Genomic DNA, 13,170 nt, shown 5'->3' with positions numbered 1-13,170 from the left:
TTTGAAATCTGGAGATCTCTGATGGATCTACAATGGAATGAACGTCAACAGGCTCTGCGAGCAAAGTATGCTCAAATTGGCAGCCAGATTGACCACTCAGAGCTTCACGCTGGCAAGCAGGCATTTGATCAGGGCACATGGGACCGGCTTTTAGAAGCCGGTCTCTGGAAGATCATCGTCCCGACTGAGTATGGCGGTGCAGGCACGGACTGGTGGGACTTTACCGCTGCTCTGGAAGGTCTTGCATGCTCTGTGCGCACGCCGGGTATTCTGCTTTCTGTCATCGCGCAGGCAGGCATGGTTCATGCACTCAACCTGTTCGGCACGGAAGCGCAGAAGAAGGACTACCTTGGCCGTATCCTGAAAGGGAAGCTCAGCGCAACTGCGATTGCGGACCCTGATACGGGCACAGATGTACGCTCTACCTCCTCTGTGCTGACACCGGGACCAAATGAGACGTTCATGCTCAATGGTGCCAAGTACAACATTGCCCATGCGCCCGTGGCGGATTTCACGCTTGTCGTGTGCAAGCTGGATGGTCATGCGCGTGACGGTATCTCGCTCATTTTGCTGGATGCAGGCACCAAGGGCCTTGAAGTTGGCGACTACGACCAGAAACTCGGCAATCTGGATTTGCCAACCGGACCGATGAAGTTCACCAATATCCCGCTGCATTACGGTGATCTGCTTGGCGTTCCCGGCAAGGGCCTGCGCAACCTGATCACCTTCGTCTCCCTCGGCAGGCTGTATTACGGTTTGGTTTCTGCATGGATGATTGAGCCGATGCTGAAGGAAGCGATGCGCTACGCTCAGGAGCGTCAGACCTTCGAAGTGCCGGTGCTTGAGTTCCAGTACGTGCAGAAGAAGCTCACCGACATGCGCATCTCCGCAGAATCCGCCAAGTGGACGGCCTATGGCGCGCTCCAACAGCTTCTGTCCGGCGCACCGGAAGCCGGCATGACCTGCTCTATTGCCAAGCTGGTTGGGGCTGAAGCGATCACCAGTGGTGCGATTGATCTGCTCAAGCTCTACGGCACCAAAGGCTATCACCAGGGCGAGGTTTCGACCTTCCTGCGCGATGCACTGGCGTTTTGCGCTGTGGGCGGCACTGAAGAAATGCACCGCCGCAACATCATCAGCCAGATGAAACGGCTGGAGGCGAAAGCGGCAAAAGAAGCAGCGCCCGTGCGCGAAGAACGCGTACTTGAAACAGCATGATTTGATGCAGGCCCCGATATTGCCGGGGCTTTGCACTCTTTTGCATTTACAGGAGACTTTTATGGAATTCGCCAAAGTCGCATTAGCGGCCACTCTTCTGGCAGCAACAACCGCCGCTCCCACTCTGGCAAAGAATGGTGTTGAGCGTGTGCCAACCAAGATCGATTGGCAAGCAGCCAAATCCGCTGCAAAGCGATCACTCGCGAGGGACCCAGCCGCCGTGGAGAAGTTCGTCGCCGCTACAACTGGCAAGCTCAGTTACATTGAACTGCCAGTCTTGATTTTCGGCAGTGATGCGAAGATGGAGACACCACAGTTCGGAAGCCAGAACTCATCCTATGCTGCGTTTTACACTCTGGAAGGTGCGCAGATCAGCATTCTCGGTTCTCACAGTGTGCTGACCGGAACGGAAGATCTCACCGAGCATCATAAGGCAACAGCGCATGAATCCATCGGCAACGGGGCAGACTACAATCTGAACCGCTATGGGGCGCATTACACAATCCGCCTGACCTGCGATAACCCGATCAAAGACACGCGCTGCCGTAAGTCTGATTTTCTTCAAAGCGTCGTTCAGACCCTCCTTGTTGTGAATGGAGCAAACCAATGATGCGATTTATCTATCTCTGTCTGGCCCTGACCTTTGGCTTCTCCGCTCACGCAGATGACAGCTCCCGCTTTATGCAGCCGGGTGACCTGATTGCAGACACCGGCAAGGGTGTTGCAAGCCATGCCATCTTTTTCCCAAACATGCGGTTTCCGGTGGAATCCGGCCCAGCCTATGCCAACTCTCACGCTTATGCACCGGGTGGCTTCAAGGCTGATGGCGGGTCCGAGTGTGATCCGGTGAACTATTCCTACCCATGGCGCGATAACTTTTGCGAGTTCCGCAGGGCCGATCTGCCAGTTTGCGCGTCAGGCGGCCATCAGGGGCAAGACATTCGCCCGGCATCATGTGAAGCCAGCAAGCACTGGGCCGTTGCAGCAGAAGACGGCATTGTTGCCCATGTAGGTCGTTTTGGTGTGACCATCCAGAGCGCCACCGGCACGTTGTATCGTTATGTGCATTTAGACATGGCCACTCTGCAGGTGAAGCCAATGGACAAGATTGTCCGCGGCAACCGCATTGGCAAGATCTCCAACAACTGGCTTGGGCCGCTACCAATCCATCTGCATTTCGATGCAAAAGACACGGTGTTGCTGAACGGGGAACCGAAATCAGTGTTCCTGCCGCCTTACACCAGTCTCGTGGCATCCTATCAATTGATTATGGATTGATCAGCTGAGATTTGATCACGAAGGGCGCCTTTCACGGTGCCCTTTGTGCTTTTCAATGTTCTCCTGAAAAGGGAAAAGAAATGGAAGATATTCTCTGGGTCTTTGGCTACGGCTCACTCATCTGGCACCCTGGCTTTGAACCTGTTGAGCAAGTGCCCGCCCGTCTTGATGGCTGGAAACGCCGGTTCTGCCTGTGCTCGCTGCGCTACCGCGGCACATTTGAAAAACACGGCCTGGTTCTGGCGCTGGATGCAGCACCCGATGCTTATTGCAGCGGTGTGGCTTTGGGTATTCCTCACGATGGACAGGAGAAGGTGCTGGAAGACCTGCGCAAACGAGAGCTGTTCAATCCGGCATATAGAGAAATCATCACCACGCTTAAACTGCAGGATGGCCGCGAGGTTGAGGCACTCACCTATGTGGTCAACCGCGAGCACGAGCAATACGGCCAGTTTAACGCCGAAGAACAAGCTCAGATCATCGCGACAGCTGCTGGCGAACGCGGCCCGAACTGTGACTACCTCTGGAACACAGCAGATCACCTGACAGAGCTCGGCATCGCAGACCCCGACCTGGACTGGCTCTCAGACCGCGTGCGCTCGATACGGTCTGCTGCAGTAGCCCCAGCCTAAGCAAACCAGCACGTTGCCAAAACGTGCTGGTCCTCTTTTCAGCTTGCAGCGTTCGTTTCCGGTGCTTGGGTGCAGATGAGTTCGCCCTGTTCCAAATGACAGACTTTGTCTGCCAGCGAACGGGCGGCGGCATGATCATGAGTGAAGAGCACCAGAGCCATCTTCTTGTTGCGCATCACACTGCGCAGGATTTCCAGCACCTGACTGCGGGCCTGCATGTCCAGAGCTGAGGTCGGTTCATCAGCTACCAGACACTGAGGCCGTATTGCCAGTGCCCGTGCAATCACCAATCGTTGCGCTTCACCGCCGGAGAGCTTTCTGGTTTTACGGCGCAGGAAGTCTGAATCCGTCGGCAAGCCAACCCGCTCCAGCAACCGCGTGAGCTCAGACTGGTCCCCGCCAGACAGCATCAGCGCTTCTTTCAGGACCTCGTAGACAGTGAAATGACAAGCCATAGCGCGGTGTGGGTGCTGTGGTATCAACGCCACCACCGACTTGGCGCGCCCTTCCTCGTTCTGCCAATAAACGAAACCGTCCTGCACAGTTTCATAGCCGCTCAACAACCTCGCAAGCGTGGTTTTGCCGCTTCCACTTCCCCCCAAAATCGCGAGACACCGGCCTGCTGGCACAAATGCTGAAATGTTGGAGAGCAAGGTTCTTCCATCAAAGCTGTGATGCAGTTTATCAAGGGTCAATCCATGACCACTACGTGCCTCCAACTCCGGATACCCCCCTTCTCCACTTGCCAGGATCGGGGCTGAGTTATGCGCGTTTCGCCTCAGTTTCAGCAGTTGCTGGGTGTAGATGCTGCGTGGTCTGTCGAGCACCTCTTCAGCTGTCCCGATCTCAGTCAATCTGCCTTTACGCAGCACAGCTACATGGCTTGCCAGACGGCGTGCCAGTTCAATGTCGTGCGTGATCAGCATCTGGCAGCGGTCCTCACTTCCGGCCTGAAACGAGCGAATGGCGATTTCCCGATTGAAACTGTCCAGCGCGGCGGTCGGCTCGTCCATGATCAAAAACTCAGGCGAGTTCGCCAGAGCAAGCACCGTCAGCACGCGCTGAATTTCGCCACCGCTCAGAGCCGAAGGATAACGATGTAAAAGACGCTCCGGAATATTTCCTCTGGCACATTCCTCAAGCGCATCCCGCTCATAAAGCCCATGTGCCTGCAGCATCTCCTGCACATGTTGCAGGACGGTCAAATGAGGGTTTAATGCATCCGACAGCGCTTGCACGATCAGACCTGCAGAACATCCCCGCATGCCTTGCAATTGCGCGCGTGACGAGCGTAGGACATTCATGTCTCCCAGCCAGGCCTCTCCATTCCAGCTGAAATGACTGGAGGCCAGTGGCTGTTCACCCTCTGCAAGCCTACGCCCTTGAATGAGACCCATAAGAGAGCGGGCGAGGCTCGTCTTGCCACCGCCGGGTTCTCCAATAACCGCCAGAGTTTGCCCTTTGAGGATCTCAAAAGAGACGTCCTCAAGCAAAGACTGGCGACCATAGTAAAGATTAAGCTGCTCAACGCGGATCATGATGTTCCCTTCCGTTGAGGCTGCCGTTTGACATGTAGCCTTCACCAATAATCAAAATGCCAACAAGAAACAGAGAAAGCGCACCCGCTGGCGGAAGCAAGAGCCAGAGCCATGCATCCGTATAAAGATAGTCCATTGAATCCTGTATCATACTGCCCCAGGTCAGCAGCCTTGGATCAGTCAGTCCTAAAAACCCGAAACCGGCAGTTTTGAGGGCTGCCTGCCGTACATTTTGCAAAAACAAACCAACGATTGCGGGCCAGATCGCGGGTAGGATGTGGTGGCGCAGACAGTATCTGCGACTGGCCCCCATCCGCCGCGCAAAATGCACGTTCTCGCGGGTCAGCTCCCGCAGCAAAATCGGCAGGGCAACGCGCACATCCTCATGCCAGCCAGTCAGCGACAAAAGCACGACAAGCCCAAGGAAACCGGGCTGTATCCAGGCCGCCAACAACAGCAACAACAGGATGGACGGGATCACCTGCAGCACATCCACCAGTCGCAAGACCGCGCTGCGTATGCGCGGCCCGCCAAACGCAGCCAGACTGGATGCAGCCAAAGCCAGCACCAACGCCGCGGTGGCTGTGATGAGAGCAAGAAACACCGTGATTGGAGCAGCTCTTACAAGGCCGACAAAAACATCCTGTCCAATTCCATTGGTGCCAAGCCAGTGGTCCATGCTCGGGGCCTGCAAAACATCCGGGCTGGTTTTGTAATGGGGCAAACTTTCTGACAGCGCGAAGCCTGCCATAACCAGCACAGCCGAGGCAGCAATCGCTCCTCGTGAAATGAAACCGGCACTTTGTGTGATAGGTGACCAATAACCAAGCATGAGATCACCCTCTACGCGCCAGGCTTGCTGCGACAGCATCAATGACCCAGTTCAGCAGCAGAACCAAACCGGCCATAACGATAACCGCCCCCTGCAACAAAACGTAGTCACGATCCAAAATAGCGTTATAAATCAAGTGCCCCGTTCCGGGATAAGAGAAGACAATCTCAACGAACAGGACAGCACCAAACAAGCCAGTCAGCGCATCACTCATTCGTGCCAGAAAAACCGGAAACAGGCTTCTCCCGTAATAAGCCGTGCGCAGGCGCCAGCCTTTGATGCCACGCCCGCAGGCATTGAGAATGAAAGGCCGCTGAGACAGCGTGATCGCCTCTCCCCGTGCCAGAAAATAGAACCGGGATATTTCGTGCAGCGACAGGGCCAGCACAGGCAACACAGCGTGGCGGGCAATATCAAAATCCCGCTGCAACGGGTTACTGCTGGGAAAAAACGGCTCGGATCCCCCAGAAGGCAATACGGGCCACACAATGCCAAAAGCAAGCAGCAACAGCACGGCTGAGGTGAATGGCGGAATGCTGGCGACAACTGTCACGACGCCAGTCGCAATCCTGTCAAAGAAAGCCCCAGGCGCCTTGCCAGCTTCAATGCCACCAGCTGCACCTGCCAGAAGAAAAATCGGCGCAGCGCAGGTGATCAGAAGCAAGGTCCAGGGAATAGATGCTCTGAGCAGTTCCGAGACAGGGGCAGCATGCGGAACCGAGTATCCCAGATCGCCTCTGATAAGATCCCAAAGGTAGACGCCAAGCTGTTGCGGCCAATCTCCCGCCAGGCCGAACTGGGCTCGGAGTTCAGCACTCTCCGCACCAGTGAGGTTACGAGAAAGATCAGAGGCAAGAAACACTTCAACAGGATCCCCTGGAAGCATTCGCGGTAAAAAGAACACCAGCAAAACCAGCAGGGCAAACACCAGAAGGCGGATGCCAAGGCCAGACAGCATGTTTAAAATAATCGGAGGTACCACAAGAACGGCCTGTCTGTTGTTGGTTGTCTTATGCCAGCCACCCGAAGGCAGCTGACAATGGGTGTCCAGCTGATCAATCAACCAGATAGGATTTATGGAGTGCTGAAGGGACGCCGATCGCCACACCGCCGGGCATAAACTGAAGGGCTGAAAGCTTATCGTTGTAAGCCGTCACCATGTGAGGATTTGCGATGGCATAGGCTGGTAGTTCCTCAGAATAAGCCTTCTGAAATTCGCCCAGAATTTTCTGCCTCTCCGTTTTATTGGTTGCAACAGACTGAGCAATCACCAGCGATTGCAGATGCTCACCCTGATAGCCATCGCTAGCCCATTTACGCCCAAAGACACGGCGCATGATTCCATTCGGATCGCCAAGAGTACCGGAGGCATAAAGGGCCAGATCATAATTGCCCTCAGACAGAGTGTCCTGAAGCGCGGCACGCTCTAAAATGCGAACCTCCAGCTCTATGCCAAAGGTCTCCAGTTGTTCTGCAAGGACTTTCGCTGTTTTGCTTTCGCGCCTGCTGGCAAGAAGGCGTAAAACAACCCGCTCTCCATCACGATACCACAGCCCATCTTCTCCTCGGTCCCACCCTTTAGAGAACAGCAGATCAGTGGCCCGCCGAGGATTAAAGGAATACTCAGGATGCTTGTCTTGAGAATGCCAGGGCGACTCCTCCTGAATGAACCCGGTATCTGCAACATCCGCCGTTTTTTGGAAAACAGTTTCGATAATGGCAGGCCGGTCAATCGCATAAGCGATCGCGTGGCGAAGCGCTTTATCGTTGAAGCGTCCGTTATGGTTGAATCCAAGGCGCAAGGAATGGTGGCTAAACGCCTTGGCAACGTTCATGCCTATCACTTCGGCCTGTTCCAAACGGTCCGGAGGCAGATAGGAAATCACGTCAATCTCCCCAGCATGAGCCGCCCGCAACGCCGCATCTGTCGACATTTTCACAATCGCAATGCGTTTGAATTTCGGCTTGCCCAGATAATAGTCTGCATTGCCTTCCAGCACATAGCGCCCTTGTGCCTTGCTGTACTCAACAAGGCGGTAAGGTCCGCTGCCAATAACAGCATCCGGTTCCGCAAAACGCTGTGGTTCAACCACATCCTGATAGACATGTTTTGGCAGGACTGGCATGGAAAGCAGGAGCCCGTTCAGCAATCCTGCATCTGGCTTTTTGAGAAAGATCTTGAGGTGATCAGGAGAGATAACCTCGGCTTCTCTCACATTCTCGACGGAAACAAAGATGTACGGATGTTCCTTCATGTAGCTAAAAGTGAAAGCTGCATCCGCCGCTGTAACCTGCTGCCCATCATGCCAGGACGCTCGCAAATCCAAATACAGATCACAGGTCAAGCCATCCTTGGAAACAGTCCAGCGCCGCGCCAGTGCAGGAACCAGTTCGCCGTCTTTCGACTGGCTCAACAGGCTATCAAAAACGTATGTGGTGTAGAGGTAACCAATGCCGTTTCTGCCATGAACATAAGGCGCCAACATCCCGCGGTCTCCGCGGGCATCGGTTATAACAAGCTGGTTTATGGGACCAGAAATCCCCGCAGCTATTGTCAGCAGCAGAGTCGCGACAGCTGCAATTACAACGCGCACAAGGGGTTGGTGAAAGATGTGCATGTCTCAGACTTTCTGAGCGGGACGCACGGCAACATGCGCATCCTCAGGTTCCGGATCATGGCTGCCACGCAATTTGCGCAGTTGGCTGGTGGTCTTCTATAGGGACATAGGGTTTGATATCCAGAATTGGCGTGCCATCGATGCAATCCAATCCACTCACTGTCAAAACGTTGCCGTCCCGTTTGATTAATTCAACCGAGCTCAAACCAATCGGGTTCGGGCGGTTGGGTGAACGGCTGGCAAAAACACCACGTGCTGCTTCCTCTCCGCGGGCACGCCGAACAAGCGCGGTTCCGTCAGAGTGGTGCAGCCAGTACATCACCCAAAGATGAGAGGCCATCGTGATGTTCAAAAGCGCATCCGCATAAGGAGAGGCAATTTCCAGTTGGCTCTGGGCAGGGTTGCGACGACTGGATTTCGGGCATTCGCGCGTTTCTGAGAAGCCTGAGCGTACAAAGCCAATCGGGTTCATGATGATGCCTGAAGACACCGTGGTTTCCTGCAGATTATTCATTTATGAAGCCGTAATAGGTTGCAAAATTAAACACTTAACGTCTCCAAAGCCAAAGCCTACCTTAACAACAGATCGATACTTGGAGACGATATCCGAGTAAATTCGATTTATCAGATAGGCTACCTCAGCTTTCCTGAGGGCGCATTGATCAGCATATTCGAAAATGCTGAGGCTATGCCTCTGATAAATCGATTGGATTATTGGCAAGCGCAAAAATCATAGTTCTGGCACCTCATTTTTCAAAATCAGAATCACAGGTCGCTATGACAGATCACACCCAGCACGACACAGCTCCGGCCTCCGGGCTCAGTCCCACACCCGAAAAAATAAAATCCTCCTTTAACACCAAACAAACCTGGCAGTTTCTTGGAGTGGCTATTGCTGCCACAATCGCAGGCCTTCTGGCTTCCGCTTATCTGCCTGCTGGCATGGCCGTTGCTGCGGTCCTGTCCGTTGGTTGCCTCGGTTTGTGGGCAACAGGTGTGGTGCCGGAATACTGGACCGCGCTCGCCTTCTTCTTCGTTGCCATCGTGATAGGCATTGCCCCACCGGACGTGGTGTTCTCCGGCTTCCAGACATCAACCTTCTGGCTGCTGTTTGCAGGCCTTGTGCTTGGCGCCTCCATCAAGCACACCAAGCTGGACAAACGAGCTGCCGTTCTGTTGATGCGTTTGCCGCTCAACAGCTATGCCGGGCTGGTCTCCAGCATTGTTGCCTTCAGTGTGGCGCTGGCGTTTGTGGTGCCCTCTTCCATTGGCCGTATCATGATTTTGCTACCGGTGATCTCCGCCCTTGCTGCGCAGATCGGTTTCAAACCCGGCTCCAACGGGCGCACAGGTATGCTTTGTGCAGCGGCCTTTGCGACCTTCGCTCCGGCGTTCACCATTCTGCCTGCCAACGCCCCCAACATGATCCTCGCGGGGATGAGCGAAAGCCTGTATGACCTCAGCATTTCCTATTGGGATTACCTGCGTCTGAACTTCCCAGTTCTGGGCATCCTGAAATCACTCATCCTTATCGGTCTGACACTGGTCCTGTTCCCGGACAAGCTTCCGCAGGACGCGCATGAGACCACAGAGGACGTACCACCCGTTAGTGCTCCTGAACGGCGCCTGATGATCATTCTGGCCCTGTGCCTCATCTTCTGGCTGACGGACAGCCTGCATCCAATTGGCCCAGCATGGGTTGGTCTTGCTGCGGCTCTCGCCTGCTTCTGGCCCAATGCCAAGCTGACTTCCAAAACCTGCATCAATCAGGACCTGAGCTATGGCTCTCTGATGTTCGTTGCGGGCATCATGGGGCTGGGTGCCGTCATCTCAGCTGCAGGACTGGGTGAGGCCTTAGTTCAGGCTGTCGGCGGCAAAGCAGGTTTCGCTGAGGACACTCCAATCTGGAACCTTTCCGTCCTCACCGGTCTGTCGACGCTGGTTGCCATGGCAACAAACCTGCCGGGTGTGCCAGCCGTGATGACACCTGTCGCGGGGGATCTTGCTGATGCCACTGGCCTGCCCTTGCAGACTGTCCTGATGACACAGGTTATGGCGTTTTCAAATGTGTTCCTGCCATTTCAGGCGCCGCCACTGGTTGCAGCCATTCAGGTTGGGAACCTACCGCCAAAAGCCGTCATCAAACTGTGCCTGACGCTGTTTGCGATCAGCTTGTTCCTGCTTGTCCCAATCGACATGCTGTGGTGGTACCTGCTCGGATTTCTTTGAGCACCCTCAGGCGGGCCCACACAAATACTGAGGCCCGTCTTCCATTCTTTCGATTTGTGCAAAGCGAATTTACATCCCTAGCTATAGCCGTTTTCAAATTGCGAGGTTTTAGTATGACGACCCGATTTACTTGGTTGAAGACAATTGCTTACAGTGGCGCTCTGGCGCTCGTGATTACTGGTGGAGCCGCAAAAGCAGAATTGGCTGCTGACTGGCAAGACACCGCCATGGGCCTTTTCAACGCTGAAAAGTGGCCTGGAGCCAAACGCCAGCGCGCCCTGACAATTTTGCATACTGCAATGTTCGATGCCGCAAACGCAGTTGAGGGCACCTACGCTCCTTACGCGTATACTGGCTCAACCAATCCGGATGCATCTGCGCAAGCAGCCGTCACTCAGGCGGCCCTGCACGTTCTGTCGACCCTTATGCCAGAGCGTAAAGCGGAGTTGGAAATTGCAGCAAAGGAGCGCCTTGCAAACCTGAAGAGCCCCCAGTCCGGCATTGCTCTGGGCCAAGCTGTTGCGGAACAAATTCTGGCAGCACGCGCATCAGACAACGCTAACTTCTCGGTAGATTACACGCCGGGCCCAGCAGAAGCGGGTGTGTATCAGCCAACGTCTAAACGCCAGATGGTTGCGCCGAAAATTCGTGAGATGAAACCATTTGTTCTGTCCTCTGCAACGCATTTCCGCGTGCCGCCACCTCCGGCACTGGAGAGCATGCAGTATCAGCGTGGTTTGAGTGAAGTCGTAAAGTTGGGCGGCAAGGAAACACAGACTAACGAGGACAACGTCTTCATCGCCAAGCTTCACGCAGGCTCCGGCTCCGGTGCATGGAACCAGATCGCCCGCAAAAGCAGCGCGTCCTGTGATCTGTCCATGCTGGAAGAAGCTCGCACACTGGCGCTTCTCAACCTTGCCCTGACAGACGCATTGGTTGCTGGTTTCAACGCAAAATATGAGTACGCGTTGTGGCGTCCGCAAACAGCAATGGAAGCTCTGGGCAAGACCTATAAGCACCCAACCCTCAAGGCCGATATGGAGTGGAGCTCTTTGGTGCCAGCACCAATGCATCCTGAATATCCATGTCAGCATTGCACCAGCGGCAGCGCGGCTCAGGAAGTCATGGAATCCGTCTTCGGTGACGGCAAAATGACCTTCACCTTCAACGGTAAGGGCGGTCTTTCCAAAGACTATGTCAGCTTCCAGCAGTTTGCTGAGGAAGAGTCAGAATCCCGCGTTCTTGGCGGCGTTCACTACCGCCGTTCCAACGCTGTTGGCGACATGTTGGGCTACCAGATCGGCTCTTACGTTGCAGAGACCTCTTTGCAGCCTCTGAAGCAAATCAGCGACACCAAGAAATGTGCAGGCAGCCGCTAGGTCAGCTCCTCCTGACTTAGCTTGCACTTGCAGGCCGCACTCCAATCCCCTCGCGGCCTGCTTTTTTTATCACCTCAGAAAAGGGAGCACTTGCAAGCGCCACTTCCGGCAAAGCACCCGCAGATCTAAAGGAACAGGTACTATGGAAAATCGAACTGGTTTAGCACTCCGCATTCTCTTTGTTGGCATTGGCGCAACGCTCTTCATGGATATCTGGGCCATCGCAGCAGATAGCCTCTTTGGCATTCCGCAGAGCAACTTCTCAGAGGTTGGCCGCTGGCTGGGACACATGCTGGACGGACAATTCACGCACGAAAGCATCCGCCGCGCTGCACCTATCGCAGGAGAAGCAGCCATTGGCTGGACGGTGCATTATCTAGTGGGGATCATTTTCGTTGCAGCCTTCGTCATGATCTTTGGAAACCGTCAGCTGCAAAAACCATCCCTGATCCTTGCGATCTTGTTTGGTGTAGTGATGATCGTGTTCCCATTCTTCGTTATGCAGCCATCTCTTGGCGCTGGCGTGATGGCCTCCAACAGGCCGAACCCAGACTTCGCACGTCTGAAAAGCCTCATGACGCACGTCTCATTCGGCCTGGGTATGTATGTCGCGCTTTGGGTTCAGACCAAGGTCTTCAAACCAATTGAAGCACCGGTTTCCTCCGCATCCTGATTGTTTCAGGATCACGAGAAAGCCCGCCGTTCTTTTGAGCGGCGGGCTTTTTGTCGGTCGGGAAAGCTGCTTAAGTTAGCTCAGCTCAAGCTCTCTGCGAACCTGATATTGAGGCAGATGCTTCTTGATCTGCTCCACCACCACCTCAGGGTCTGGCAAGGACTGGTGCCCGTGGATCTTGCCCATATGCGGGTCAAAATTCTCACGCCATACCGGATCACACACCTCGTAGCCATCCTCACGGATTTGCGCCACATTGCGTCTGACGGAGGCTTTCTTCCACATGGGTCCGCCCATCACCGGAAAGATGAGCACCGGAAACTCAGCTGCCAGAATGACAGTGGTCAGTCGGTTGAGTGAAGATCCATTGGCAACACCAGACAGCGTATTCGCCGTTGCTGGCATCACAGCGAGAATATCGTGCTCGGCTGCAATGCGTCCCGGTTTGTCGGTGGACCAGTCCTTCGGATCATCTCCGCAGATCACCCGGTCCACGAACAGCGCGATGCTGTCCATGTTCACAAAGTTGATGGCATTGGGTGTGAACATGGCGGTGAGAGTGCAATCAATCGAATTCTTGATCTCTCGCAGATAGTTAGGCAGCAGAGTCGCATCCAGAGATGCGCTCGCCCCAATCAGAATGCGGGCTTTGTCGGGAGTGTCATTGGTGACCATGGAAAAATCCTCTCTGTAAAATCCATTTCAAGATGATGGAGGTGCCGCGCGATTGGCGCCTTTGGATGAGTGACGGAACCCTAGGGGAGGTTGTTGAC

13 protein-coding genes are annotated in these 13,170 nt (G+C 54.6%); 7 read left to right on the top strand and 6 right to left on the bottom strand.

Features of this window, described 5'->3' with window-relative positions:
* Nucleotides 1-21: 21 nt before the first annotated feature.
* The 4 genes from PsAD13_RS11565 (at nucleotide 22) to PsAD13_RS11550 (ending at nucleotide 3,128) form a co-directional block, all read left to right on the top strand.
* Nucleotides 22-1,218, top strand: a complete 1,197-nt coding sequence (locus PsAD13_RS11565; RefSeq protein ID WP_063318267.1) for an acyl-CoA dehydrogenase family protein — start codon at nucleotides 22-24, stop codon at nucleotides 1,216-1,218.
* A gap of 61 nt (nucleotides 1,219-1,279) precedes the next feature.
* A complete protein-coding gene (locus PsAD13_RS11560) occupies nucleotides 1,280-1,828 on the top strand; it encodes a hypothetical protein (protein ID WP_063292861.1) in 549 nt (182 codons plus the stop codon).
* Complete coding sequence (locus PsAD13_RS11555) at nucleotides 1,825-2,496, top strand: M23 family metallopeptidase (protein WP_063288024.1); 672 nt, start codon at nucleotides 1,825-1,827, stop codon at nucleotides 2,494-2,496. Before PsAD13_RS11560 ends, PsAD13_RS11555 begins: the two co-directional genes overlap by 4 nt.
* Before the next feature lie 80 nt (nucleotides 2,497-2,576).
* Nucleotides 2,577-3,128, top strand: coding sequence for a gamma-glutamylcyclotransferase (locus PsAD13_RS11550; protein ID WP_063318266.1), 552 nt, complete (start codon nucleotides 2,577-2,579; stop codon nucleotides 3,126-3,128).
* 38 nt (nucleotides 3,129-3,166) lie between these two features.
* Here PsAD13_RS11550 and PsAD13_RS11545 read toward each other — a convergent pair whose 3' ends face one another.
* Genes PsAD13_RS11545 through tsaA form a run of 5 tightly spaced genes read right to left on the bottom strand, consistent with a single transcriptional unit; the run spans nucleotide 3,167 to nucleotide 8,630 of the window.
* Nucleotides 3,167-4,666: an ATP-binding cassette domain-containing protein gene (locus PsAD13_RS11545; RefSeq protein ID WP_063318265.1), complete on the bottom strand. Its 1,500-nt coding sequence runs from the start codon at nucleotides 4,664-4,666 to the stop codon at nucleotides 3,167-3,169.
* On the bottom strand, nucleotides 4,653-5,537 hold the full coding sequence (locus PsAD13_RS11540) for an ABC transporter permease (protein WP_244275156.1): 885 nt from the start codon (nucleotides 5,535-5,537) through the stop codon (nucleotides 4,653-4,655). Before PsAD13_RS11540 ends, PsAD13_RS11545 begins: the two co-directional genes overlap by 14 nt.
* The gene (locus tag PsAD13_RS11535; protein WP_244275155.1) at nucleotides 5,503-6,561 is read right to left on the bottom strand and encodes an ABC transporter permease; all 1,059 of its coding nucleotides are present in this window, start codon (nucleotides 6,559-6,561) and stop codon (nucleotides 5,503-5,505) included. The genes PsAD13_RS11540 and PsAD13_RS11535 overlap by 35 nt, the downstream gene beginning before the upstream one ends.
* On the bottom strand, nucleotides 6,554-8,116 hold the full coding sequence (locus tag PsAD13_RS11530; RefSeq protein WP_063318263.1) for an ABC transporter substrate-binding protein: 1,563 nt from the start codon (nucleotides 8,114-8,116) through the stop codon (nucleotides 6,554-6,556). The genes PsAD13_RS11535 and PsAD13_RS11530 overlap by 8 nt, the downstream gene beginning before the upstream one ends.
* Nucleotides 8,117-8,171: 55 nt before the next feature.
* Nucleotides 8,172-8,630 (bottom strand): tRNA (N6-threonylcarbamoyladenosine(37)-N6)-methyltransferase TrmO, encoded by a 459-nt coding sequence (gene tsaA, locus PsAD13_RS11525; protein WP_063302710.1) that lies wholly within the window; start codon nucleotides 8,628-8,630, stop codon nucleotides 8,172-8,174.
* Nucleotides 8,631-8,893: 263 nt separating this feature from the next.
* Between tsaA and PsAD13_RS11520 the strand changes: the two genes are divergently transcribed.
* From PsAD13_RS11520 to PsAD13_RS11510, 3 genes are all read left to right on the top strand, one after another.
* Entirely contained in the window at nucleotides 8,894-10,345 is a 1,452-nt protein-coding gene (locus tag PsAD13_RS11520; RefSeq protein ID WP_063318262.1) for an SLC13 family permease, read from the top strand.
* Between the two features lie 113 nt (nucleotides 10,346-10,458).
* On the top strand, nucleotides 10,459-11,724 hold the full coding sequence (locus PsAD13_RS11515; protein WP_063318261.1) for a vanadium-dependent haloperoxidase: 1,266 nt from the start codon (nucleotides 10,459-10,461) through the stop codon (nucleotides 11,722-11,724).
* Between the two features lie 142 nt (nucleotides 11,725-11,866).
* Nucleotides 11,867-12,397: a DUF2938 domain-containing protein gene (locus PsAD13_RS11510; RefSeq protein WP_063318260.1), complete on the top strand. Its 531-nt coding sequence runs from the start codon at nucleotides 11,867-11,869 to the stop codon at nucleotides 12,395-12,397.
* 75 nt (nucleotides 12,398-12,472) lie between these two features.
* Here the strand turns inward: PsAD13_RS11510 and PsAD13_RS11505 are convergent, their stop codons facing one another.
* Complete coding sequence (locus PsAD13_RS11505) at nucleotides 12,473-13,072, bottom strand: flavoprotein (protein WP_063318259.1); 600 nt, start codon at nucleotides 13,070-13,072, stop codon at nucleotides 12,473-12,475.
* Nucleotides 13,073-13,170 lie beyond the last annotated feature (98 nt).

The organism is Pseudovibrio sp. Ad13 (genome assembly GCF_001623225.1).
GTDB lineage: Bacteria > Pseudomonadota > Alphaproteobacteria > Rhizobiales > Stappiaceae > Pseudovibrio.
This window is presented reverse-complemented; position numbering and strand designations above follow the sequence as displayed.